Raw genomic sequence first — 22,084 nt, forward strand, 5'->3', positions numbered from 1 at the left:
CCAATCCTGGGCGATGCTAAAGGCGATTCAGTTCCCGTTATGAGTCTGCCGCCTGCCGCCCGACCGATCCTGGAGCGGGCCGCCTATTGCTTCTATCTCGGCCTGATGGTTGGCTCCATCGGCTTTACGTGGCTCGGTGGGATGATCGGCACCATCACGGGCAACTATACCGCCCTGTGCTGCGCCCTGGCCGGGCTGCTCCTCACCCGTTGGCTGCACGTCTACGGCCATGCCCACTGGCATTTCGAAGCCTGCCAGGCGGCGCTCGATTCCGTCCAAGCTGCGGGAAGCTGGCCCCGGCCAGAACGGGAGGAGCGGCTTTCCGCGGAAATCGCCGGGCTCTTTCACCGAATGGACGCCGAACCCGACGTCTGGACCCGTGGCGAACTGCGCCGGGAGATCGCCGCCCGCCTGGCGGCCGCCCCCTCCCTGCGCGAAGAATTCGCCGAAAAGCTCGCCGAGCATCCGGAGCTTTGAAAAGGCCCCCTCCTCTCCCTCGTCGCTTTAAAGACTGTGAAATTTCGCATTCTCTCAGGGCTGTTTGTGTTATGCAGTCCGCGCCGATGAAGCAACTGACTCCACTTTCCGATACCCAGTCCCAACGCGACGAACGCCGCATCCCGATCGATCGCGTCGGCGTGCGGGCGCTGCGGTACCCCATGCAGATCCGCGACAAGGCGCGCGAGGTGCAGCACACCATTGCCACCAGCACGCTCACGGTCGACCTGCCGCACCATTTCAAGGGCACTCACATGAGCCGTTTCGTGGAGGTACTGAATGAATTCGGCCCCGAGCTGCACGTGGACAACATCCACACCATCCTGCGCGAGCTGACCCAGCGCCTGCACTCCGTCTCGGCGCATGTCGATTTTGAGTTTCCCTATTTTCTCACGAAGAAGGCGCCGGTCACCGGTTCGCCGGGCATGATGGATTACACGGCGCGCTTCTCCGCTACGCTGGAAAAGGACGTCATCGATTTCGTCGTCACGGTCATCGTCCCGGTGACCACGCTGTGCCCATGCTCGAAGGCGATCAGCGTCCACGGGGCGCACAACCAGCGCGGGCAGGTCACCTTTTCGGTGCGGTTCAGCGAGCCGATCTGGATCGAAGACCTCATCCGCCTGGTCGAGGAGAGCGCTTCCAGCGAACTTTATAGCCTCTTAAAGCGGCCGGATGAGAAAGCTGTCACGGAACGTGCTTACGAGAATCCTGTGTTCGTCGAAGATCTCGTCCGCAATATCGCCCTCCGCTCCAATGCGGTGCCCGAAATCACGTGGTACCGCGTGGAGGCCGAGAATTTTGAGTCGATTCACAATCACAACGCTTACGCCCTGATCGAACACCGAAAGGAATAGCCGTCCATGCTCTACCGCACCGCCATCATCTTCATCGTGGTCTTCTGGCTGACGATGACTGGGTTGCTGGTGCACCAGCAATTGCGGCCGGACGACTCGGCGTTGCGCGAGGTCCCGCCGACGCACGTGGTGAAGCTCATGTTCATGCACCCCGCCCTGTCGCAGCTGAACATCTACAGCGACAAGCTGCCGCTCGGCCATTTGAACATCGAACCGGAGACCGGCAAGGACCGGCAGGAGCGTAACCTGAAGTTCAACGGCGAATTGCAGGTCCTGATCCCCGGAGCGAAGCGCGAGCGCATCGCCTGGAGTGGCGAGTTGCAAATGGACAAGTTGCTCAACGTCAAACAATTCACCCTTTCCGTGCACAGCCACGTGCCGGCCGATCTGGTCTCGTATATCAAAGTGATTCCGAAGGAAAACATCGCCCATTACGAATTGCAGGCGAGCAATGGGGTCATCGAGCGGCAGGACTATACGCTGGATGAAAAGGGCGCCCGGGCCGCGCTGGAACAGGTGGGCGTCGACGCCGCGATGTTGCCCATCGAGACGAAAAGCGTCGCCTCAGCCGTGCAGGTGAAGGCGCGGCAGTCGACCCTGGAAGTGCCGGGCGGGACGATGGATACCTATCTCGTTACCGTGGAAAGCAACGGCCAGACCCTGCTGGAATGCCACGTCGACCAACTCGGCCGGGTGGTCAAGGCCACCACCCTGCTCGGCTACACGCTCGCCGCGGACGATAAGACGCCGTAGGATGGGGACGAGATCAGTAATCAGTAATCAGTAATCAGTCAGTAAGGCGTATTCTGACTGATTACTAACCACTGATCACTGAATACTAATCAGAGGCTCTATCACCGCGTGAAACGGCGGACAACGGCCTCCTCCGCGAGGTTCGCTCTTTCGGTCAACGATTGGTCGGTGTCGCGGATGCGCTGATATAGCGCGTGGTAATAGGCGATGGACGCCGCGCGCGCGGCTTCGTCGCTCTCGGCGGAGTCGGATTTTTCCTTCAATTCCCGAATCCGCGGATCGGCCTTCGCCTCAGCCTTGACGGCCTCGTAACGCGCTTCTTCATCCGCCTCCGATTTCTCGGAAGATGCCTCCAGGCTGGCCATCATGCTTTTCGAAACGATAGGCCGCCGCACGTGATGCCGGTGCCGGCGCGAGGCGTGCGAGGGATGACACCACGCGGACGATGCCAGGCCAAAGATGAGAACCACACCCAGAATCGTCGGATGGCATTTCATACCCTACTTTCGCGACAGCCCGATTCCGCGCGTGTGGCAACTCGGGCAATTTGCGCAAATACCCTCATTCTCGGCGTTCCAAGCGATTCAGAGGATGTGAGCGAATGTCAACGCGAGTTGCCTTTGCAGATTCCCCGCCGACCCCGGCGCCCACGCTCGCCGGCGGCCCGGCGGTTTTTCGCCTTGGGCGAGACGCTACGCCGGCAGGTGGAGGCGGAGAGAGCTAATGAACGGGCTTATGATCGAATGCGGACGCACGAGGAGCGCTTCAACTAGCGTTTTTAGTTAACTATCGCATCTGTGAGATTCTCGAACTTAGAGACTGTGAAATAAAGCGGCAGCGAGATTATTTGGCCCGCGAATCACACAGATGACGCCAATGAAAAATACGCCCATTCGTGTCATTCGCGTAATTCGCGGGCACTTTTTTCACAGTCTCTTAGCGGCAGCGCCGTCCCCTTTGGGTAGGGAACGCTCGCCGAGCGTTCCGAAATCTCTCGGGAAGCGATCCCGCGGGGCGGCTACTATCGGCTACTTTCGCCATCCGGCGGGCAAGGCGCGTCGCATCCGAGCGGTAAACCGCCGCAACCAGCGCCCGTCGCGGGTGATCATCACCGGCTTGTGGTCGACTTCGAGAAGCCACTTATCACCGGTGCGGCGCAGGTCGATTTGAGATCCTCTGGTCGCATCTGCTCTCATCATAGAAGGAATCGAATCCCCCGATGCCTCGCGGTTGTCTAACGCATACGCAATCCGGCATGTTTCCTCGACCCGGAGGGAAAATCTAAAAACCCAGAGACGCGGAGGAGAAAGACAATCGGACAGGGAGACAATGGGACCATGGGAAGGCAGCCCACTCATTGTCACATAGTCTGATTGTCTCCTGGACGGTCACACGGTTGAATTACTAACGCCGCCGCTCGCGTGAGACCCTTCGGGCGAATGCGTGTTGAATCCATTGTCATGAACAAATCCGTTTTTCTTGTTTCCGCCGCCACGGCTCTTCTCCTTCTGCCCGGTCAGCTTTCCGCCGTCGATTTGCGCGCGACGGATCCGCTTCCGCCCACACCTCCCGGCAACTCTCTTCCTCCGTCGGCCTCCTCCACACCGGCTCAGTCCACGCCATCGGCCACACCGAGCGCGACACCCCGCAAGGGCCAGGGAAAGCAAGCGGGCGAGCGGCGTTTTCAAAAGCTCAAGCAGGAGCTGTCCTTTGACCCCGGCGCAGGGGGGCAAAGGATCAAGCCCGATCATCGAAAAGGCCGTCGCGGATGCGAAAGCGTTGCGCGCCAACACGTCCTTGCCCGAGGCGCAAAAGCGGAAGAACATGCGGCAAATTTTCGCCGCCTCGTTTCAGCAAATCAAACCCCTCCTGACCCCGCAGCAATTGCAAAAATGGAAGCAGATCCGGGCAGAGCGCCACAACAACCAGTCCACTCCCTCTGCCGCCAATACCTAGTTCACGTTTGATGCGGGCGGATGGAATGCCGCGGCTCCTGGCCGCATTGGTCGCTGGTCTCGTTGCGCTCGTCACGTCGGGTTGCAGCACCATCGGGTATTACTCGCAAGCTATCGATGGGCAGGCGGAGATCCTGCGCAAGGCACGGCCGATATCCGTAGTGATGGCGGATGATCGCGTGCCGGCGCGGGTGAAGCGCAAGCTCGCCGTGGTCGAGGATGCGCGGCACTTCGCGGGCACGCGGCTCGAGCTGCCGGCCAATCACCAATACACCCGCTACACCGATCTCGGGCGGCGCTATGTCTCGTGGGTGCTCTTCGCCGCGCCGGAGTTTTCCGTCGAGGGCAAGACGTGGTGGTATCCATTCGTCGGGCGTCTGGAGTATCGCGGCTACTTTTCGGAAAAGGACGCGCGCGGGGAGGTGAAGCGGCTCAAGGCCCAGGGACTGGAAGTCTACGCCGGCGGCGTCGAGGCGTACTCGACGCTGGGCGTGTTTCACGATCCGGTGCTGAACACCTTTTTCCAACGCACCGACGCCGAGCTCGCGGAGGTCATCTTTCACGAGCTCACTCACGTGAAGCTTTTCCTCCCGGGCGACAGCGATTTCAACGAAGCCTTCGCCACGGCAAATGCCGAGATGGCTGTCCGCCGCTGGCTCACGGCGAAGGGCGATCGCGCCGAACTCGCGCGTTACGAGACATCGCTGACGAACGACCGGGAGGTCGTCGCCCTGCTTCTCGCGACGCGGGAGAAATTGCGCGGCCTCTATGCGCGCCAGGATCTTTCCCCGGCGCAAATGCGGGAGCGCAAGGCCGCACTCTTAGCGGAGCTGCACACCGGGTATCTCGGGATTCGCAGCCAGCACCCGGGTTTCTCGCTTTACGATCGCGCCTTCACCAAGCCCTGGAACAACGCGCGGCTGAATACCGTGTCCACCTATTACGATCTCGTTCCCGGCTTCGAGCGCCTGATGGCCCGGGAACACGGCAACCTGCACGCCTTCTACGCCGACGTGGAGAAGATGCGGTATCTCTCGAAGAAAGAACGTCGCGCACGGCTGATGCGTTAAAATGACTAGTAGGGCAGAGCAGGAGCGTGCCCCCACCGTTATTGTACCGCCCCTTTCATCGCCGAGAACATCACCTTCGAGCCAAACGTCGCCACACCGCCGACTTTGTAACCGACGGCCACCACGCCAATCGACAGCGCGCCAAACGCGTTCACGCCCCCGGCGATGATCGCGCCGACGCTCACCACACCGAGCGAAAAAATGCCCGCGGACACAATACCGATCGAGACGAATCCGCCGGCGATGATCCCGATCGCCACGCCACCGATGGCCCGCTGCCCGATCGCCACGATACCGCGCGCGGTGCGTGCCTGCCCCTTCGAATCGTAACCAAAGGCGATATGCACCAGCGGCAGGCCCATCCATTGGCCTTTGCTCTCCCACTCGTAACCCTTCGGCTCGATCTCGGCGAGGCCAGGCTGGATCGCGCCACACGCCGGGCACCTGGGCCATTCGGCATCGACGAGAGCTTGGCACTGGCGGCACGGGACGATCTGCATCGCCTCACCCTGCCCGCCTCCGACGCGGCAAGACAAGGCTAAGCGGTTCCAAAGTGCCCGCGAATCACGCGGATGACACGAATCAAGATCTCTTCCATTCGCGTCATCGGTGTCATTCGCGGGCTGCAGCCCTCTTTCCGCCAGTTTACTTCACAGTCTCTAAGAGGGTGTAGCGAGATCCATTTTGAGTGGAGGAAGGATCACGGATTTCGCGGATTGCACGGATTTTGGAAAAGAGGGGACCCTGAGAATCCGTGAAATCCGCGTCATCCATGGTCAAAATTCCGTTCGTCGGATTTTCGGTACATCCTCTAAGCCTTGTCACCACCACGGGTAATGGCTTAGGCGTAGCGACTCGTCTCAAATTCTTCCTCCCTACTCTCTATGAAAAAAACCCTCCGTCTCCTGTTCGTGCTCGCGCTCGCCGCGAGTCCGGCGTTCTCCTCCTTCGCCGCGGAAGCCAAGCGCGTGCTCGTCGTGACCACGACCACCGGCTTCCGCCACAGCTCGATTCCCTACGCGGAAGAGACGCTGAAAAAGCTCGGTGAGGAATCCAAGGTCTACACCGTGGTGGATTTCGCACGCCAACCGGATGTCCAGGTGCCGCGCAAGCCGAACAAGCCGAAAGATCTCGCGCCGAATGCCGACGAAAAAGCCAAGGCCAAGTATGACGCGGACATGAAGAAATATGAGGCCGAGATGGCCAAGTGGACGCCGGATTTCGAGAAGGACGTAAAGGCGAAGCAGGCGGAATTCGACGCGGCCATGAGCAAGAGCCTCGAGAAGGTCAGCCCGGCCAATCTCGCCGCGAACAAGATCGACATGGTCATCTTCGCCAACACCACCGGCGACCTGCCGTTGCCCGACAAGGATGGTTTCATCAAGTGGATCGAAGACGGTCACGCCTTCGCCGCGATGCACAGCGGCAGCGATACCTTCCACCACTTCCCCGCCTACATCGAGATGCTCGGTGGCGAATTTGAAACGCACCACGCGCAGGTGCCCGCCGATCTCATCGCGGCGGACAAGCAGCACCCGGCCAATGCCGGCATCGGCGAGAGCTGGAACATCAAGCAGGAAGAGATGTATCACATCAAGAGCCAGGACCGCTCGAAGGTGCACATGCTGTGGTTCATGCGCCATGACCCGAACGAAACCTCGCTGCAGGTCTTCTTCCCCGTCTCCTGGTGCAAGATGGCCGGCAAAGGCCGTGTCTTCTACACCTCGCTCGGCCACCGCGAAGACCTGTGGAGCGACGACCCGAACATGAAAGGCCGCGTCAACCCGCCGGAAATCAGCAAGCAGTACCAGGCGCACATCCTGGGCGGCATCAAGTGGGCGCTCGGCCTCGCCGAAGGCAGCGCCACGCCGAATCCGGAAGTTAAGTAGGACCGCAGCGGCCTGGTTGAGAGTTAATAGTTGAGTGTTGAGAGCCGGTTTTCGGCCTGCCACGTCGCAGGCCAAAACCGGCTTTCTCTTTTTTTGAAAAGCGTGTCCCCTCCCCGCGGTCATTCTGAGCGGAGTGCAGGGAGTGTAACGACCGGAGCGCAGTCGAAGAACCCCGCCGCTTTACCGGAGACTATCGCTGGTAAAGCGGCGGGGTTTGCCCCGCAGTCCCATAGGCGTCTCGCTCGCTCGGCTTTCGACTCCGTGCCCCGCCACCTCACCATCGGGTCACTTCGCTCAGAATGACACGCGGGGGACGCGGCAGCACCTTCGCCGCACTACAAAATGCTACCACGCCAAGCCACGCAACTTGAGAGACGCGCGGCATGGCTAGCCATCCACGCACACCAGCGGTGGCTATCAACTATCCACTATCAACTATCAACTCATCCGCCCTCAGGGCCGAAGCCACTTATCCGCGTAGTCGAGCCAAACGGCCCAATCGGACCGGGTCATCGAATGCTTCCCCGGGCGGATGTAATACCCCAAGCGACTCGGCAGTGGCTTGCTGACCTCCGGCATTTGCGTGGCGCCAAGACCATCGCCGGCAACCAGCTTGTAGACCGGGTCGGCGGCGCGCAGCATCTCGAACTGGCCGGATGGATTGGCCCACACATCTTCCGTCGCGCAGGAGAGGAATACCGGGCGCGGTGCGCAGAGGGCGATCAATTCGTGCTGATCGAAAGGCAGGCGCGCGGGTTCGTCGTTGAAGGCTTTGAAGTTGCCGCAGAACCAGTGTGGGAAGGATTTGTTGATCTGCCGCACGGTCTCCACGGTCGGGCGGCCGTTGGGTCCTTCCTTCGCCAACTCCTCGGAAACCCGGCAGGGCGCGGTGCCACCGCAACCCGCCTGGCTCGGGACCGCGAGAGCAATACGATCATCAAACGCCGCGGCGACCAGTGCGGTCTTGCCGTTGCGCGAATGGCCGACGACAGCGATGCGCCTGGCATCGATCGTCGGATCGGTCACGAGATAATCCACCGCCCGGCTCAGGCACCAGGCCCACGCGGCGATGGTCGCGGTGTCACTCGGTCCGCGTTCGGCGGAACCACTCGGACGGAATTTTTTCAGCATCGCTTCCGCGGCGTCCTTGTCATCGGGCACCACTTCGCTGTTCCAGAATGTCGCCAGGGCGTAACCGCGCGCGATCGTTTGATCCACTGCCCAGGTATCAAACTCCGAACCGCGGCTCTGCTCCAGCGTCTGGCCCTTGTGCGACTTCCAGGTCGGCGGCACAAAGATTTGCGGATCGGGCAGCAGCGCGTGGTTGCCGTTGAAGTTCAAGCCGAGAAAGACTGGCGACGGCTTCTTCGCGTCGTTCGGCGTGACCAGCAGCAGATGGATCTCCGTGCCTTCCGGCTGCGAAAGCGAAAGCGTGATCTCGCGCAGCGTCGCCTTGCCGCCGAGCGCCGCCTTGTCCTCCCGCAGAACTTTCGCCATGACTTTCGCGGGCGGCGGGAAAGCGCCGTACTCGTAGTGCTGGAAGAGCGCGCGCAATTCCGGGGCGCGCTTTTCCGACCACGCTTCACGCGTGGTCACGGGCTGGCCATCGGTCAGGACGAGCGGGTCGGGCAACGCAGTGTGCACGGGCAGGGATTGGGGATCGGGAAAAGACGGTTCAGCGGCGCTGAGCGCGGCGGCAGTAGTCATGAGCGCGAAAAGAGTGGCAGCGAGGGGAAAGCGCGAAAGCATGGGCCAGCGTAAACGGAGAATCGGTCCCCACGCCAATCGCAAATGTGGGCGAGGAAGATTTGAACACTTCCCCATTCGCATGGCATCCTGATGGCCGCTTTCCCATATTCCCAAGCCCATCTCCGCAATGACTGATCCCGTGCCAGAAAAGCCGCGCCGACGCCCTCGCTATTCGGGGAAAAACCCGCGGCATTTCCACGAGAAATACAAGGAGCACCAGCCGGATCGCTATGCGACCGATGTCGAGAAAGTGCTGGCCAGCGGCAAGACACCCGCCGGCATGCATCGACCGATCATGGTCTCCGAGATCATGGAAATCCTCGCGCCGAAGCCGGGCGAATTCGCCGTCGACGCCACGCTCGGCTACGGCGGGCACTCGCGGGAAATCCTGCAACGGATCACGCCTGGAGGACGCCTCATCGGCCTCGACGTCGACCCGCTCGAATTGCCCAAGACCGAAGCGCGCCTGCGCGCGCTTGGCTTCGGCCCGGACGTTTTCACCGCGCAACGCGTGAACTACGCCGGCCTCCCCGCACTGATTGCCCGCGAAGCGCCCGAAGGCGCCGACATCATCCTCGCCGACCTCGGCCTGTCCTCGATGCAGATCGACAACCCGTCGCGTGGTTTCACCTTCAAAGTCGAGGGCCCGCTCGACTTGCGGATGAACCCCGAGCGCGGACAGCCCGCCTCCGCCCTGCTCGCAACGATCAACGCCGCCAAACTCGAGCAACTTCTCACGGAAAACGCCGACGAACCGAACGCCGCGCTCCTCACCCGCGCGATCCTCGATGCCCAGGCCCGCACCCCGATCACCACGACCACCGCGCTCGCCACGGTCATCCGCACCGCGCTCGCCTCGCTCCCCCGCATCGAACCCAACGACACCATCCGCCGCGTCTTCCAGGCCCTGCGCATCGCGGTGAACGACGAATTCAGCGCGCTCGACACCTTCCTGCGCCACCTCCCGCAATGCCTGCGCCCCGGCGGACGCATCGCCATCCTCACTTTCCATTCCGGCGAAGACCGCCGCGTGAAGCACGCCTTCAAGACCGGCCTCCAGGAAGGCCTCTACTCCGAAATCGCCCGCGACGTCCTGCGTCCGGGAGCCGAGGAACTGCGGGCCAATCCGCGCTCCGCCAGCGCGAAGCTACGCTGGGCGGTTGGGAGGAAAGTTGAGAGCTGATGGTTGAGAGTTGAGAGCCGGTTTTTGTATGGCGATATCTCCAGCCAACTCCAAACTCACTCTGGTAAGAATTCTCGATACGCACCCGCCCACGCCCACTCACCGTGGCTCTCAACTCTCAACCCTCAACTCTCAACTTTTCTCATGAACGTCGCCTTTTTCAGCACGAAAAAATACGATCAAGCGTCTTTTCTCACGGTCAATGAGGGCAGACATCATTTGCGTTTCCTTGAGCCGCATTTGACCGCCGAGACCGCCGCGCTCGCGAAGGACTCGGATGCGGTTTGCGTCTTTGTGAATGACACGGTCGATGCCGAAGTGCTCGAGGAACTGGCCAGGCTGGGCGTGCGGTTCATTGCCCTGCGTTGCGCGGGCTTCAATAATGTCGACCTCGCGGCTGCCGCCCGGCTCGGCATCGGCGTGGGACGCGTGCCCGCCTATTCGCCATACGCCGTGGCGGAACACACCGTGGCGCTGATGCTCACGCTCAATCGGCAGATTCACCGCGCTTACAATCGCATCCGTGAGGGAAATTTCTCGCTCGATGGTCTGTTGGGATTCGACTTCCACGGCCGCACCGTCGGCCTGATTGGCAGCGGCAAAATCGGCGCGATTACCGCGAAAATCCTCCTCGGCCTCGGCTGCCAGGTCATCGCATACGATCCCTTCCCCAATGCGGAATGCACGGCGCTGGGCGTCGAATTCGTGGAACTCGATCATCTCTTCCGCACGGCCCATATCATCTCCCTGCACTGTCCGCTCACGCCGGAGAACCATCACCTCATCAGCAGTGACGCGCTGTCGAAAATGCGGGACGGCGTGATGATCATCAACACCAGCCGCGGGGCGCTCATCGATACCCTGGCGGTCATCGAGGCGCTGAAATCCGGCCGGGTCGGCTACCTCGGGCTCGACGTCTACGAAGAGGAGGGCGATCTCTTCTTCGAGGACCTGTCGGACCAGATCATCGCCGACGATATTTTCACCCGGCTGCTCACCTTCCCAAATGTGTTAATCACTGGGCATCAGGCCTTTTTCACCCGCAACGCGCTGGACAACATCGCCGCCACGACCATCGCCAATCTCACGGAATTCGAGACCAGCGGCCGCTGTGCGAACACCCCGCCCGTCAAATAAGGACCGGGTCTTTCCTTGCGCGCATGGCCTGTCGGCTCTACACAAGCTGCCCTATGAAACGCCTCGCCCTCCTTGCCCTGTGCTTCCTCGGCGCCGTCTCCCTGCGTGCTGAAGACCCCGCTACCTTTCCGGTGGGCGGCCTCACTTTCAAGCGTCCGGCGGATTGGACTTGGGTGGAGGTGAGTTCCCCGATGCGCAAGGCGCAGCTCAGCATCCCCGGCGCCAAGGGCGAATCGGCCGAGGTCACTTTCTTTTATTTCGGCGCCGGCAGCGGCGGGGATATCCAGGCGAATGCCCAACGTTGGGTGAGCCAGTTTCGCGGCAATGAAAACGCGGCCAAGGTCGAGTCCGAGGAGATCGCCGGCAAGAAGGTGACGATCGTCTCGGCCGAAGGCACCTATTCCAGCGGCGGCATGGCCGGTGGCCCGCCCGCCACCAGCCACGAGAATTACGCCCTGCTCGGCGCCATCATCGAAGATCCGGAAGGCAATATCTTCGTCAAGATGACCGGCCCCTCCGCGCTGGTGAAGGATTCGCGCAAAAAGTTCCTCGATTTCCTCGCCGCCGCCACTCCAGCCAAGTAAGCCGCCCTGCCCTATCGTCCGCCGTTCCGCACAACCATGAGTTACTACGTCACTTCGTTCATCAGCATCATCCACTTCATCAGCGATGACCTGATCCAATGTGATGCCACGACGCGCATTGTAGAACTCTTCGGCGATGAATTTGACGACCTCGACTTCGAGTTGGCGCTCTGCTGTTTCGAAGCCACGCACAAGGTCGCCTTTGCCGATCGCCTGTGGGAAACGGATGCCGAGGATTACGAGGAAATGACCATCGAGGAATTCCTCGAGGCGTTCGTCGACCCGCGCGAGCAACGTGACCCGCTCTTCGTCACGAAGCGTTTCCTGATGTTCCAGGAGTCCCTGACCAAGGCGCTGACCGAGGAAGCCGAAGGCGACCAGTCCGAGGACTACTAACGGTTGTCCATTTCGCCCGGCGGCATCTCCGGATCACTGGGCAAGGTCGTGCGCTGGCGCGACGGGCGGCCGTGGTAGAAATCGTCCAGCGCGCGGTCGATATAAAGCCAACCCGCGCCGCTCGGGTGGCCGAAGTGATCGGCGAAAAATCGCGGGTCGTCGCCGAAGTCCGCGAAGTCCACGACAGGGATTTGGTAGCGTTGGGCAAATTCATTCAGCCGCCACGCGTAGGCATCAATGGCATTGGCCGAGACCCCCATGTGCTCGAAGTGCGCGTATTCGATCGGGATGCTCAGCAGCAGCGGATCGACGCCGAGTTCCCGGGCCGTGCGCAGGAGCAATTCCATGTCGCCCCATTCGTAGGAGTGCTGGAGCGACTGGAGGAACATCCCGTCGCCGGTGAAGACCTTTGTCCGTTCCGGTTCGTTCACGTCGTCGGGCAAGGGCCTCCATTGCTGCCGCGACGCCGCCAGTAACGCATCCCAGTCCGGATTCACTTCGTGACGCTCGGGCATGTGGCGCAACCAGCGATCGTCCTTCAGATGATCGATCACTTCAAAATGATCCTGCAGCCGGTAGACCACGTTTTGCAAGCGGCCGAACGGCATGCACGCATAGTAGAGCAACCGGTCCTGCAAGCGGTCGCTGGCCAGTCCTCGCACCGCCACCGCGAGCACGGGGGATTTATTGAAAACCTCGGAGTAGCGCAGCATCCGCCCGGCAATGGCATGCTTGAGCTGCATGCTCAGCGGCGCGCTGAAAAAGAGTTCGCTCGCCTGCATCATGGAGAAATTGCCACCAAAGCCATCATGGTTCGCCCCCTTCACCACAAACCAACTCGGCGAGACGCAGAGCACGACTTTGTGCCCCTTGGCCTGGCTCGCGGAAGCGGCGAGCTTTTCCAGCAAAACCAACGAAGTACAACTCGGCCGGCCCACTGGCGACACCACGAACCCCGTGGGGTAACTGGCGAAGAACTGGCTCGCCTTGTTGGGCGCCCGCTTGATGAGCTCCGAGCTCCCGTAAAGCGGCAGCACATCCGGCCGGGCAAAGGTCTCCTCCTGCCATACGATCCCCAGATCCTTGAGGTTCGAATTTTCCGCCGTCACCACGGGCAAGAGCTGCTGCTCGATGCGGCGCATATGCCACCACTCCCCGGCAAGGCCCAACGCGGCCAGCGCCAGCGCGAGCGCTGCCGCCCGCAGATGCGGCCGTGCGGCTCGACGATCAGGAGAATTCATGCAGCGCTGAAAATTGCGCGAAATGAGCGGGTTGCAATCCGAATCCGCTGGGCGTCGTGGGAAGGGCGATTTTCCGGTCGCCCTGCACCGCGCCGGCGGTGCCCCATCGTGAGGGCCCTTCGGGCCGAAGGCTTTAGGTCGGCGACTGGAAAGTCGCCGCTCCCAGGAACGCGCCCTCCCTTTCCACTCTCCACTCTCACTTTCCACTTTGACAACAACGGCCGGTGCTGCTCATGCAGCACCGGCCGCCCCAACCAAGGAAAGTCTTCAGCTCATCAAGGGAACGAGGGCAGGTGCGGATTCAGAATCACAAAGGCGCGCCGGCCCTGACGCTCCACGTTGAGCAGGATGCCTTTGTTCCCCTTCGTCACGAGGCCGGTGGTGATGGCCGAGACGCAACCCGCCGCGTCGTTCACCGGCTTGCCCTCCACCTCAGTGACCAGGTCGTCCGGAAAAATCTCCGCATGTGCCGCCGGGCTGCCCGCGGCCACACTCACCACTTGCGCTCCTTTCGGTTTTCCATCGCGCAGTTTCAGCCCAAGCGTCTCCGCCTTGGCCGCCGGCCCTTCCTTCGATGGCGCGACATTGGCGACCTTGGTCACTTCGGTCGGCAATTCTCCCGTGGCCACGGCAATCTGCAGGATGGTCCCGCCACGCCACACCGTGAGATGCACCGCCTGGCCGATCTTCTTTTTCAAAATCATCCGCTGCAGATCGTGCGCTGAGTTCACCTTCACGCCGTCAACTTCGGTGATCACGTCCGCCGGCCGCAGGTCGCTCTTGTAGGCCGGGGCGTCGGCCTCCACGGTATCGACCACCACGCCCTGCTCGATCCCGGTCAAATGCGCGCGCAGCGTGGCATTGTCCGCCAGGGTCTCGATGCGGATCCCCAGCCACGGCCGCTGCACCTTGCCCGTGGCGATGAGTTGCTGCCCCACATCCTGCAACATCGCCGAAGGAATGGCGAAAGCGAGCTGGTGCCCGATCCCATTGATGAGCGTATTCATGCCCACGATCTTTCCTTCCACGTCGAAGAGCGGGCCACCGCTGTTGCCCGGGTTGATGAAGGCATCGGTCTGGATGTAATCCTCGTAAAGGATCGTCGTCGAAGTCGGCCCGAGGAGATTCGTGCGATTCTTCCCGCTCACCCAGCCCACGGTAAAACTGTAGTCCTGGCTAAACGGCGCCCCAATGGCGCACACGAGTTGCCCGACCCGCAGCTTCTCGCTGTCGCCCCACTCCACGGTCGGCAAATCCTTCGCATCGACCTTCACCACCGCGATATCCGTCCGGTCATCGGTCCCGACCACTTTGCCGGGCAGCGTGCGGCCATCCTTGAGCCGCACGGTGAGCTTCTCCGCGTCCGCGACCACGTGCTGGTTCGTAATGATGTATCCATCCGCCCGCACGACGAAGCCCGAGCCCTCGCTACGCGTCAGAACTCCCGGCGGTTTGGGCGATTTAGGGCCACTGTCTTTGTCCGGCTCGCGCGGCGTTTGCCGCCCCTCATCGAGGAAAAACTCAAACCCACGCGGCACCTCATCCTCATCATCCAGCGGCCGTTTGCTGGCATCGATAACCACCACCGACGGCGCCACTTTCTCGTAAACCTGCACAAACCCTTCATCGATCGCCTTCAGCAATCCCAGCGCCGCCGCCCCCTTATCCTTCTCAGTATCCGCCGCCCGCAACCCCGCCAGAGGTAGCACCGCGAGGACACAAAGCAGGGCGGAAAAACGCAGGGGCATGGAGGGAGAAATCATTCGACAGGTCGCGGAAATGGCCGTTCAAAAGGGGCCATTACGGTAGCCACAAAGTTGTCAAATTGCGAGCAAGGAAGAGTCAACATTCGTCATTTGGCATACCCCATTCGTCATTCCCCCTTGGCTCCTCCCCCATCCGCACCTATCTTCCCCGCCCACCTATGGCCGGACTCATCATCAAACCTCGCTCGCGCATCCTTCACGGCCACGATTGGGTGTATACCAGCGAAGTGCTGAAGACCTTTGGCCAGCCGGCCAATGGCGACGTCGTTTCGCTCAAGGACGGCCAGGACCGGCTGATCGGCTCGGCCATCTACAATGCGCAGTCGCAGATTGTCGCCCGGCGTTTTTCGCGTCAGCGGCAGGATCTCGATCTCGACTTTTTCCAACGCCGCCTGAAGCAGGCGATCGATTACCGCACGCGACGCAACGTCGACCCACGCCTCTGCCGCCTCGTATGGAGCGAGAGCGACGGTTTGCCCGGGGTGATCGTCGATCGCTACGGCGATCATCTCGTGGTGCAGACGCTCACCCTGGCCATGGACCAGCGCAAAGCCCTGCTCACCGAAGCGCTGCAGGGGTTGCTCCAGCCAAAGTCCATCATCGAGCGCAACGACGCCCCGATTCGCAAAGCCGAGGGCCTCGAATTGCACACCGGCGTACTCGCCGGCACCGCGCCCGGCCCCTTCGAAATCTCCGTCGACGGCATCACTTTCGAGATCGACCTGCTGCAGGGTCAGAAGACCGGCTTTTATCTCGATCAATTGCCGAATTACACCGCCGTCGCCGCCCACGCCAAAGGGCGCAAGGTGCTCGATTGCTTCACCAACCAGGGCGCCTTCGGCCCTCGCCTGTGCCAAAGGCCGGCGCGAGCCAGGTGCAAGCTGTCGAGATCAGCGCCGAGTGCATCGAACTCGTCCGCCGCAACGCCCAGCGCAACAACCTGAACGTGGAAACTTACGCCGCCAATGTCTTCGACCTGCTCAAGGACCTCGAGCGCCAGCAGGCCCGTTACGACCTCATCATCCTCGACCCGCCGTCGTTCACCAAGAGCAAGGGCAAGCTCGGCGACGCCATGCGCGGCTACAAGGAGATCCACCTGCGCGCGCTCAAGCTGCTGAACACCGATGGCCTGCTCGCCACCTTCTGCTGCTCGCACCACGTGACCAGCGAGATTTTCAAGGAAGTGATCAACGAAGCCGCCGTCGACGCGAAGAAGACGCTCCGTCAGTTGGAGTACTACTCGCAAGGCGCCGATCACCCGATCGTCACCACCATCCCTGAGACCGAGTATCTCAAGGGGTGGCTCTTCGAATTGGCGCCGGGGCGGTAGGAGACCCGGTAGTGGCGGCACCTACGCGGAGGGATGCGCTCCTGCGCGTTCCCCAATTTTCGAGGCAACCCACGAGGAAGAGAGGGAACGCGCAGGAGCGCATCCCTCCGAAGCCGTAACGACAGCCTACGGCTGCAGCGAAGACGCGTAGGCCGCGAGGTCGATCATGTCTTCCATCGTCAGTTTCTCCACGGTCGGCTTCATGAGCACGGTGCCTGCGCCGGCGCGGACGCCGTGCTGGATATCGAAAAGCTGGCGCACGATGTAAGTCGGCGAACGGCCGGCGATGCCCGGGATCGGCCCTTGGAAACCCGACGCGACGCTGGCGTCGACTTTGCCCGTGGCCGCCGCGGTGTCGATGTGGCTCAAGCCCCGCAGATCAGGACCGTGGCAAATGGTGCACTGAATCGTGCGTCCGCCGCCGGTCGTAGCCAAAACCTTGCCCTTCTCGATGCTCCCCGGTGGCACATACGCGATGAACACCGAATGCGCATCCCGGCTCACGAATTGCTCGAGGTCCTCCGGCATCTCAATGATCCGCTGGCCGATCGGTTCTTTCTTCCCGTTGTCGAGGTTCGCGAGGTGCCAGCCGTGGACATAGGTCTCGGGCACCATATCCGACTCGATGACCCGCATGATGGGGCGCAGCTTGAGGCTGGAGAAATAAGCCGCCGCTTCTTCGACTTCCGCGGGCGTCAGTTTTTTGGCCAGCGCCATCATGTTCTTCTGCGGGGCGCGCTCGGGCATCGACGTGCTCCGGGCGCCGCTTTTGAAATCCGCCATCTGCTGGATGATGTAGGCGGCGGGCAATCCCGCGACGCTGGCATTCTCCGGCCCGCCCGTGCCTTCCGCGCGATGGCAATAGCCGCAGGCCATCACCTCCGGCTTGCGGCCATGGGCGACGATCGGCGCGAGCGGCGGGTGCGCGTCCGGATGCCAGTCCGGCGCGACGAATCCGTCGCGCACCTGGCTGAGCGTCAAGGCGAGCGTGCTGTTCGGCACATGGCGCAGCGTGCCGTCATCCTTCGGCGCCTTCACTCCGGGGGGATCGACCGCATAAGCCCACGGCGGCGGCACATCGCCCGAGGGAGCTTCCGCCAAGGCCAGAGCCGGCGAGAGCGCCGCGAGCAGTGCGGGGAAGAGGAATCGATTTCCGGAGGAAAGTTTCGTCAATCGGGAGAAGCAGGATTTGAGCACGAGGATTTTGGGTTCGGGAGCCGGGGTTTGCCGTACTGGCTATCCAACTCACCGCTTTGCATCAACCCGTTGCGTCGAAATGAATTATACGGATTCTCGAAATTCGTCTCCGAACAACAGCAATCACGCCATGCCCAAGCGTTCAACAGAGGACGCTGGACGGCAGAGCCGCAACCAAGCGGTTTTCGATTGGGGAGGAGATGAACCACGGATTTCTCGGATTTCACGGATTAAAGAATCCGCGGCGATCTCCACTCCTGAAATCCGTGGTCAAAAATCTACGCAAGCTGCGTCCATTTTCACGGTTAGCGCGGCCGAGAACGCGCGAGGGCCGCAGAGGAGAGACAAGACCCGGGTACCCGAAAGGGAAAAAAGAACCGCGAATGGACGCCAATGAACGCGAATAGAGGAAACAAACGCGGTTTTCCATTCGCGTGTATTCGCGTCCATTCGCGGTTTTTACTTCACAAGCCCCTCTACACTTCTTCTCTGCGCCTCTGCAGTGCTAACCCGAAAAGTGTCCGCAGCTTGCGGAAATTTTTTAACCGCGAATGGACACGAATAAACGCGAATAGAAAACTGCGTTTGCCGCCCTATTCGCGTTCATTCGCGGTTTTACTCCACCTGCCCCTCGACACTTCTTCTCTGCGCCTCTGCGGCCTCTGCGTTTAAAAATTCTTTGGTTGCGGCTTCGCCGCGCTGGGGCCTCTGCGTTTAAAAATTTCTTTGGTTGCCGCTCCACCGCGCTGCGCTCTCCGCGTTTAACTGAGCGGCGACTGCCGTGTCGTTGGTTCACCGGCCCGCCTCGACCGGGTGCATGTAGTACCGAATCTCGCCCTTCGGAAAGGCGTCGGGATGATTGGCAAAGCCGCGCTTCAAGCTCGCGGAATTGTAATTCGTCCCGCCGGCCTGGATCACATCCGGCCCCTCGGCGGCGATCTGCACCGGCGTCTTTTTGCCGGGACGAACAATAGCGATGTGCCCCGATTTCTTCGGGTCGTGATTTTGGCAAACGGCGACCACGATCTGTCCGCGATTCGCGAGATCCTGCGCCGCCACGCCATCGGCCACCGGCGTCCAACCCTTCGCCCGGCCTTCGCTGGACAGCCAATCGAACTGCGCATTGGCCAGCAACACCGCGCCGTGCTCCGGCGGACGCAGGATATAGATCCCGAGCTTCTCGCAAGCCGCCGCGGAAAACTGGCTGCAGTGCGTGTGCTTGCCCGTATCGCCTTCTTTGAGAGGCTTGCCCGTCGGGTCTCCTGTGCGCCAATCGACAATCGCCCCCGCGATCCAATGCTCCTCCACGTGCATCGCATCGAGCATCGCCGCGAGATGCTGCCCCTCGGGCGTGACGTCCGCCGCCGCCAGCACGACGACCGGTCGCAGAAACAGCGCGGCCGTCAGCAAAATGAATACTTTCCCGAAAACAGCCGTCAGGAGGAACGAGCACGGTGCGCGCATGAGAAGTTTATTTTCGATGTTTGCTGACCAAGGCCAGCTCGTGGCTGACCGCGTCTTTTCTCCCTTTTCGCTCCTGGCGTCAATGACTGTGGCAGGGCATGGATTCCGCTTCTCTTTTAAACAAGTGGCGGGCACCCTCCGCCCGGCCAAATTCCTCAGACGGCCTCTCCAGCGATTGTTTTCCACCATGTGACCCGCGGCAAGTTCCCCTGCACCCTATGAAGCTCACGCCCTCCACTCTCTTCCTGCGCCATATCCTCGGTGCCGCCCTCCTCCTGCTCACCCTCGGCCTCCCCGGACGCGCCGGCAACGCCCCCGCACCATCCGACAGCAAATGGACGGTCATCGCGGAATGCCAGATGGTTACGTTGCCCCAGAAGCTCGCCTGGCCGCTACTGCCCGATTTGGGCGACGACGAAAAAATCGATGCCGCGTGGGCCAAACTGCAGCAGATGATCGAGCAGGGTCAGGCAACCTTGGTCGCCAATCTTTCGGTCCGCGGCGACACAGAGCAGAAGATGATCGCGGAAGAGATTCGGGAAGTCCGCTATCCCACCGAATTCACGCCTCCTCAAATTCCACAGGAGATACGTCTTGAAAAAAACGCCGCGTACAAAGATCTGCCTATCACCGGAGCTTGCCCCACCGCCTTTGAAACGCGCAATGTCGGCGCCACGCTGGAACTGGAACCCAAGGTCTCCGACGACGGTCAATGGATCGCTCTAGGGATAGCGGTGCAACACGTCCGCTTTCTCCGCTTTCACAAATACGACATCGGCGTCGTGCACTCCGGCGAACATCAATACATCGAGCAGCCCTTCTTTTCCACGCTGAGCGACACTTTCGCCCTGCACCTCCACACTGGGCAGCGTGTGCTCCTCGGCCTCCACAAGATCCCCGAGGATGAAGCCAACATGGAACTCTTCTTCCTCCGTGTCCGTACCCAACCCACGACAAAGGCCAAATGAAGAATTGGCCCGCCCTCCTTGCCCTCATCGCCACGGCCGGTCTCGGCGGATCACTGGCGTGGGGTGAGGAGCCCCCGTCTCAGGCTCGCATCCGCGTGGACGTGCAAATGGTCAGCGTCTCGGTGGCGCAAGCGCTGCACCTCGTTCCCGCGCTCCGGGACCGGAAGACTGCACCGGCCGCATGGACTCAGTTGCAAAAGATGATCGGGGATGGCAAAGCCACGCTGATCGACTGGCCGGTAGTGTGGTCAGAGAGTGGTCAGCGCGTCGTTACCCAAAGCGTAGTCGAGTACCGATACGCCACAGAGCCCATGCCGCCCAATCCACCCCAACCGTTTTCGGAGGCGGAGCTTAAAGAAATGGCGCGGCTTTATCCTTGGTGGGGTGCTTTCACGCCGTCTGCTTTCGAAACGAGAAACGTGGGCGCCTCTCTGGAGATAGAGAGCTTGATGGCTCCGGGATATCAGCTCATCGATCTCAGCTTGGTTTCATCCTATCTCCGCTTCGCCGGGTTTCGCCAATGGCGCGGGCAGGAGTCGCCGCTCGGCGTCTCCGGTGTCCAGCAACGACCGGAATTCCAAAGCGCTAAAGCCACCACGTATTTGAGCATCCGTCGCGACGAACCGACTCTCGTCGGCGTCTTCGTTTTCGCCGAACCCCAGCCGCATGTGGAACTGCATATTCTCCATGCACGGTGGACCCTCCTCCCTCCTTCCGTCCCGACCTTTTCCAACCATCCATGAAGCCTTTTCTCCTCATTCCATTGGCTCTTGCCCTCACCTCCGCCCCCACCTGGTGTGATGACAGTGGTGCCCTCGCTGCTCCAGTGAGCGGCGCCCTTGCTGCTCCGGCTAGCGGTGCCCTTGCCGCTCCCGTTTTCGATCCAACCCGGCCACAGCGGCCGACACCCGATGTCCGCATCGAAATGCAAGTCGTCGCCGTCCCCGAGCGAATCGGGATAGCGCTGATGCCGGACTTGAAGTCAAAAGAGAAAATCGAAGCTGCCAATACCCGCATTCAGCAGATGCTGGCCAAGGGCACCGCCAAACTCATCGGATGGCCGATCATGACCACCCATACCGGCCAACGTGCGGTCATCGAAGCGATCAAGGAAATCCGTTGGGCCACGGAGTATCATCCCCCAACGTTGAATGTCTCCGAAGTGCCCGCCGACCCACCCGCCAAAGTCACCCCCAGCGTGGACGTGAGCACTCTCGAAGCCTTCCCCACCGCTTTCGAAACGCGCAACGCCGGTGTCACCCTCGAAGTGGAACCCGTTATCGCGCCCGATGGCAAAACCATCGACCTCAATATCGTCCCGCAACACGTCCGGCTGACCGGGTTCAAAAAAGTCACCATCGAAGGCGCCGCCCACAAAGGCAAAACCATCGTCGAGCAACCGGAATTCAACACCAACAAAGTCACCACCTCTCGGCGCCTCAAAAATGGCGAGCGCGTCCTTATGGGCATCTATCCCACCGAGGATCCCCCGAAGCACCTCGAGATCTTCCTCCTCAAAGTCGAACTGGTACCGGTAGAATAGAGCAACCCAAACGTAACCCGGGAAATGTTTGATCGCATCAAGCGCCTGTTCGGTTCGGCCTCCGCTCCTGCGCGCGAAATCGTCCAGTGCGAGACCAAAGCCTTGGAGACACCGGCCGGTCCCAAATTCGCCATCTTTCTCGCGGCCAATCTGCACCAACCAGCAGCCCTCGATGCCCTCGTCGAAGCACTCGTCGAACGGTTCAAATTGCATCGCATGATCAGTCCGCCGGAGACTTCGATGCTCCTGCTCACCATCATTGGCCCATGCGATGCGCCGGCAGTGCTGTCCCGCTGGCAGGCGCGCGTTTCGGGCGACCAGATCGCGCGCCTCTGGATGGATCAAATGGAGAAAGCCGATCTGGCGGTGACTCCCAAAGGCGCGGTCGCGTCCCAATACCACTCGCTCCTTCCGACGAAGGGTGAGCGAGCCAATGGCGTCTGAACGACATTGGAGCGAACACTTGGTTCCACCAGGTAGCGGTGCAATCCCCACGGTTCCCCT

At 61.3% G+C, this 22,084-nt stretch carries 23 protein-coding genes; 16 read left to right on the top strand and 7 right to left on the bottom strand.

Annotation, left to right across the window (positions count from 1 at the left end; all coding sequences use genetic code 11):
* The first annotated feature begins 39 nt into the window (after positions 1-39).
* From CFE428DRAFT_RS16365 to CFE428DRAFT_RS16375, 3 genes are all read left to right on the top strand, one after another.
* Positions 40-477: a hypothetical protein gene (locus tag CFE428DRAFT_RS16365; protein ID WP_006980710.1), complete on the top strand. Its 438-nt coding sequence runs from the start codon at positions 40-42 to the stop codon at positions 475-477.
* 86 nt (positions 478-563) lie between these two features.
* Positions 564-1,355: a GTP cyclohydrolase FolE2 gene (gene folE2, locus CFE428DRAFT_RS16370; protein ID WP_131989837.1), complete on the top strand. Its 792-nt coding sequence runs from the start codon at positions 564-566 to the stop codon at positions 1,353-1,355.
* Between the two features lie 6 nt (positions 1,356-1,361).
* On the top strand, positions 1,362-2,108 hold the full coding sequence (locus tag CFE428DRAFT_RS16375) for a hypothetical protein (RefSeq protein ID WP_006980712.1): 747 nt from the start codon (positions 1,362-1,364) through the stop codon (positions 2,106-2,108).
* A gap of 101 nt (positions 2,109-2,209) precedes the next feature.
* On the opposite strand, the gene CFE428DRAFT_RS16380 is transcribed toward CFE428DRAFT_RS16375, so the two are convergent.
* On the bottom strand, positions 2,210-2,605 hold the full coding sequence (locus tag CFE428DRAFT_RS16380; RefSeq protein ID WP_131989838.1) for a hypothetical protein: 396 nt from the start codon (positions 2,603-2,605) through the stop codon (positions 2,210-2,212).
* Between the two features lie 1,213 nt (positions 2,606-3,818).
* Here CFE428DRAFT_RS16380 and CFE428DRAFT_RS16385 point away from each other — a divergent pair.
* Both CFE428DRAFT_RS16385 and CFE428DRAFT_RS16390 read left to right on the top strand, forming a co-directional pair.
* Entirely contained in the window at positions 3,819-4,064 is a 246-nt protein-coding gene (locus CFE428DRAFT_RS16385) for a hypothetical protein (RefSeq protein ID WP_006980714.1), read from the top strand.
* Between the two features lie 25 nt (positions 4,065-4,089).
* A complete protein-coding gene (locus tag CFE428DRAFT_RS16390) occupies positions 4,090-5,133 on the top strand; it encodes an aminopeptidase (protein ID WP_042725180.1) in 1,044 nt (347 codons plus the stop codon).
* A gap of 38 nt (positions 5,134-5,171) precedes the next feature.
* Here the strand turns inward: CFE428DRAFT_RS16390 and CFE428DRAFT_RS33845 are convergent, their stop codons facing one another.
* Positions 5,172-5,669, bottom strand: a complete 498-nt coding sequence (locus CFE428DRAFT_RS33845) for a zinc ribbon domain-containing protein (RefSeq protein ID WP_131989840.1) — start codon at positions 5,667-5,669, stop codon at positions 5,172-5,174.
* A 348-nt stretch (positions 5,670-6,017) separates the two neighbouring features.
* Here CFE428DRAFT_RS33845 and CFE428DRAFT_RS16400 point away from each other — a divergent pair, with 348 nt between their 5' ends.
* A complete protein-coding gene (locus CFE428DRAFT_RS16400) occupies positions 6,018-7,022 on the top strand; it encodes a ThuA domain-containing protein (RefSeq protein WP_006980717.1) in 1,005 nt (334 codons plus the stop codon).
* A gap of 453 nt (positions 7,023-7,475) precedes the next feature.
* Here CFE428DRAFT_RS16400 and CFE428DRAFT_RS16405 read toward each other — a convergent pair whose 3' ends face one another.
* Complete coding sequence (locus CFE428DRAFT_RS16405) at positions 7,476-8,729, bottom strand: glucuronyl esterase domain-containing protein (RefSeq protein ID WP_131989841.1); 1,254 nt, start codon at positions 8,727-8,729, stop codon at positions 7,476-7,478.
* A 169-nt stretch (positions 8,730-8,898) separates the two neighbouring features.
* Here CFE428DRAFT_RS16405 and rsmH point away from each other — a divergent pair, with 169 nt between their 5' ends.
* The 4 genes from rsmH (at position 8,899) to CFE428DRAFT_RS16425 (ending at position 12,071) form a co-directional block, all read left to right on the top strand.
* On the top strand, positions 8,899-9,954 hold the full coding sequence (gene rsmH, locus CFE428DRAFT_RS16410) for a 16S rRNA (cytosine(1402)-N(4))-methyltransferase RsmH (RefSeq protein ID WP_006980719.1): 1,056 nt from the start codon (positions 8,899-8,901) through the stop codon (positions 9,952-9,954).
* Between the two features lie 144 nt (positions 9,955-10,098).
* The gene (locus tag CFE428DRAFT_RS16415) at positions 10,099-11,091 is read left to right on the top strand and encodes a 2-hydroxyacid dehydrogenase (protein ID WP_006980720.1); all 993 of its coding nucleotides are present in this window, start codon (positions 10,099-10,101) and stop codon (positions 11,089-11,091) included.
* Positions 11,092-11,144: 53 nt separating this feature from the next.
* Entirely contained in the window at positions 11,145-11,675 is a 531-nt protein-coding gene (locus tag CFE428DRAFT_RS16420; protein ID WP_006980721.1) for a hypothetical protein, read from the top strand.
* A 36-nt stretch (positions 11,676-11,711) separates the two neighbouring features.
* Positions 11,712-12,071 carry a hypothetical protein gene (locus CFE428DRAFT_RS16425; RefSeq protein ID WP_006980722.1) on the top strand — a complete coding sequence of 120 codons (360 nt, stop codon included), beginning with the start codon at positions 11,712-11,714 and terminating at the stop codon, positions 12,069-12,071.
* On the opposite strand, the gene CFE428DRAFT_RS16430 is transcribed toward CFE428DRAFT_RS16425, so the two are convergent.
* Positions 12,068-13,312: a D-alanyl-lipoteichoic acid biosynthesis protein DltD gene (locus CFE428DRAFT_RS16430; protein ID WP_042725130.1), complete on the bottom strand. Its 1,245-nt coding sequence runs from the start codon at positions 13,310-13,312 to the stop codon at positions 12,068-12,070. The genes CFE428DRAFT_RS16425 and CFE428DRAFT_RS16430 overlap by 4 nt on opposite strands.
* Positions 13,313-13,587: 275 nt before the next feature.
* Positions 13,588-15,060 carry a trypsin-like peptidase domain-containing protein gene (locus CFE428DRAFT_RS16435; protein ID WP_006980724.1) on the bottom strand — a complete coding sequence of 491 codons (1,473 nt, stop codon included), beginning with the start codon at positions 15,058-15,060 and terminating at the stop codon, positions 13,588-13,590.
* A gap of 176 nt (positions 15,061-15,236) precedes the next feature.
* On the opposite strand from CFE428DRAFT_RS16435, the gene CFE428DRAFT_RS16440 reads away from it, so the two are divergent.
* Together CFE428DRAFT_RS16440 and CFE428DRAFT_RS38940 are read left to right on the top strand one after the other, a co-directional pair.
* Positions 15,237-16,022: a class I SAM-dependent rRNA methyltransferase gene (locus CFE428DRAFT_RS16440; RefSeq protein WP_006980725.1), complete on the top strand. Its 786-nt coding sequence runs from the start codon at positions 15,237-15,239 to the stop codon at positions 16,020-16,022.
* Positions 15,953-16,408 (top strand): methyltransferase, encoded by a 456-nt coding sequence (locus tag CFE428DRAFT_RS38940; RefSeq protein ID WP_202797446.1) that lies wholly within the window; start codon positions 15,953-15,955, stop codon positions 16,406-16,408. The genes CFE428DRAFT_RS16440 and CFE428DRAFT_RS38940 overlap by 70 nt, the downstream gene beginning before the upstream one ends.
* A gap of 126 nt (positions 16,409-16,534) precedes the next feature.
* On the opposite strand, the gene CFE428DRAFT_RS16445 is transcribed toward CFE428DRAFT_RS38940, so the two are convergent.
* Positions 16,535-17,605, bottom strand: a complete 1,071-nt coding sequence (locus CFE428DRAFT_RS16445) for a c-type cytochrome (protein ID WP_006980727.1) — start codon at positions 17,603-17,605, stop codon at positions 16,535-16,537.
* A gap of 792 nt (positions 17,606-18,397) precedes the next feature.
* Complete coding sequence (locus tag CFE428DRAFT_RS16450) at positions 18,398-19,069, bottom strand: hypothetical protein (RefSeq protein ID WP_006980728.1); 672 nt, start codon at positions 19,067-19,069, stop codon at positions 18,398-18,400.
* Between the two features lie 218 nt (positions 19,070-19,287).
* Between CFE428DRAFT_RS16450 and CFE428DRAFT_RS16455 the strand changes: the two genes are divergently transcribed.
* Genes CFE428DRAFT_RS16455 through CFE428DRAFT_RS16470 form a run of 4 tightly spaced genes read left to right on the top strand, consistent with a single transcriptional unit; the run spans position 19,288 to position 22,024 of the window.
* Positions 19,288-20,037, top strand: coding sequence for a hypothetical protein (locus CFE428DRAFT_RS16455; protein ID WP_006980729.1), 750 nt, complete (start codon positions 19,288-19,290; stop codon positions 20,035-20,037).
* Entirely contained in the window at positions 20,034-20,780 is a 747-nt protein-coding gene (locus CFE428DRAFT_RS16460; protein WP_006980730.1) for a hypothetical protein, read from the top strand. The genes CFE428DRAFT_RS16455 and CFE428DRAFT_RS16460 overlap by 4 nt, the downstream gene beginning before the upstream one ends.
* Positions 20,777-21,580, top strand: a complete 804-nt coding sequence (locus CFE428DRAFT_RS33850; protein ID WP_006980731.1) for a hypothetical protein — start codon at positions 20,777-20,779, stop codon at positions 21,578-21,580. Before CFE428DRAFT_RS16460 ends, CFE428DRAFT_RS33850 begins: the two co-directional genes overlap by 4 nt.
* Before the next feature lie 24 nt (positions 21,581-21,604).
* Complete coding sequence (locus CFE428DRAFT_RS16470) at positions 21,605-22,024, top strand: hypothetical protein (protein ID WP_006980732.1); 420 nt, start codon at positions 21,605-21,607, stop codon at positions 22,022-22,024.
* Positions 22,025-22,084: the final 60 nt, after the last annotated feature.

It is taken from the genome of Chthoniobacter flavus Ellin428 (genome assembly GCF_000173075.1).
Taxonomy (GTDB): domain Bacteria; phylum Verrucomicrobiota; class Verrucomicrobiia; order Chthoniobacterales; family Chthoniobacteraceae; genus Chthoniobacter; species Chthoniobacter flavus.

Excerpts from the sequence above, each read along its gene's own strand:
- CFE428DRAFT_RS16365 (WP_006980710.1), top strand. The coding sequence starts at position 40 with ATGAGTCTGCCGCCTGCCGCCCGACCGATCCTGGAGCGGGCCGCCTAT.
- folE2 (WP_131989837.1), top strand. The coding sequence starts at position 564 with ATGAAGCAACTGACTCCACTTTCCGATACCCAGTCCCAACGCGACGAA.
- CFE428DRAFT_RS16375 (WP_006980712.1), top strand. The coding sequence starts at position 1,362 with ATGCTCTACCGCACCGCCATCATCTTCATCGTGGTCTTCTGGCTGACG.
- CFE428DRAFT_RS16380 (WP_131989838.1), bottom strand. The coding sequence starts at position 2,605 with ATGAAATGCCATCCGACGATTCTGGGTGTGGTTCTCATCTTTGGCCTG.
- CFE428DRAFT_RS16390 (WP_042725180.1), top strand. The coding sequence starts at position 4,090 with ATGCCGCGGCTCCTGGCCGCATTGGTCGCTGGTCTCGTTGCGCTCGTC.
- CFE428DRAFT_RS16400 (WP_006980717.1), top strand. The coding sequence starts at position 6,018 with ATGAAAAAAACCCTCCGTCTCCTGTTCGTGCTCGCGCTCGCCGCGAGT.
- CFE428DRAFT_RS16405 (WP_131989841.1), bottom strand. The coding sequence starts at position 8,729 with ATGACTACTGCCGCCGCGCTCAGCGCCGCTGAACCGTCTTTTCCCGAT.
- rsmH (WP_006980719.1), top strand. The coding sequence starts at position 8,899 with ATGACTGATCCCGTGCCAGAAAAGCCGCGCCGACGCCCTCGCTATTCG.
- CFE428DRAFT_RS16415 (WP_006980720.1), top strand. The coding sequence starts at position 10,099 with ATGAACGTCGCCTTTTTCAGCACGAAAAAATACGATCAAGCGTCTTTT.
- CFE428DRAFT_RS16420 (WP_006980721.1), top strand. The coding sequence starts at position 11,145 with ATGAAACGCCTCGCCCTCCTTGCCCTGTGCTTCCTCGGCGCCGTCTCC.
- CFE428DRAFT_RS16425 (WP_006980722.1), top strand. The coding sequence starts at position 11,712 with ATGAGTTACTACGTCACTTCGTTCATCAGCATCATCCACTTCATCAGC.
- CFE428DRAFT_RS16430 (WP_042725130.1), bottom strand. The coding sequence starts at position 13,312 with ATGAATTCTCCTGATCGTCGAGCCGCACGGCCGCATCTGCGGGCGGCA.
- CFE428DRAFT_RS16435 (WP_006980724.1), bottom strand. The coding sequence starts at position 15,060 with ATGCCCCTGCGTTTTTCCGCCCTGCTTTGTGTCCTCGCGGTGCTACCT.
- CFE428DRAFT_RS16440 (WP_006980725.1), top strand. The coding sequence starts at position 15,237 with ATGGCCGGACTCATCATCAAACCTCGCTCGCGCATCCTTCACGGCCAC.
- CFE428DRAFT_RS16450 (WP_006980728.1), bottom strand. The coding sequence starts at position 19,069 with ATGCGCGCACCGTGCTCGTTCCTCCTGACGGCTGTTTTCGGGAAAGTA.
- CFE428DRAFT_RS16455 (WP_006980729.1), top strand. The coding sequence starts at position 19,288 with ATGAAGCTCACGCCCTCCACTCTCTTCCTGCGCCATATCCTCGGTGCC.
- CFE428DRAFT_RS16460 (WP_006980730.1), top strand. The coding sequence starts at position 20,034 with ATGAAGAATTGGCCCGCCCTCCTTGCCCTCATCGCCACGGCCGGTCTC.
- CFE428DRAFT_RS33850 (WP_006980731.1), top strand. The coding sequence starts at position 20,777 with ATGAAGCCTTTTCTCCTCATTCCATTGGCTCTTGCCCTCACCTCCGCC.
- CFE428DRAFT_RS16470 (WP_006980732.1), top strand. The coding sequence starts at position 21,605 with ATGTTTGATCGCATCAAGCGCCTGTTCGGTTCGGCCTCCGCTCCTGCG.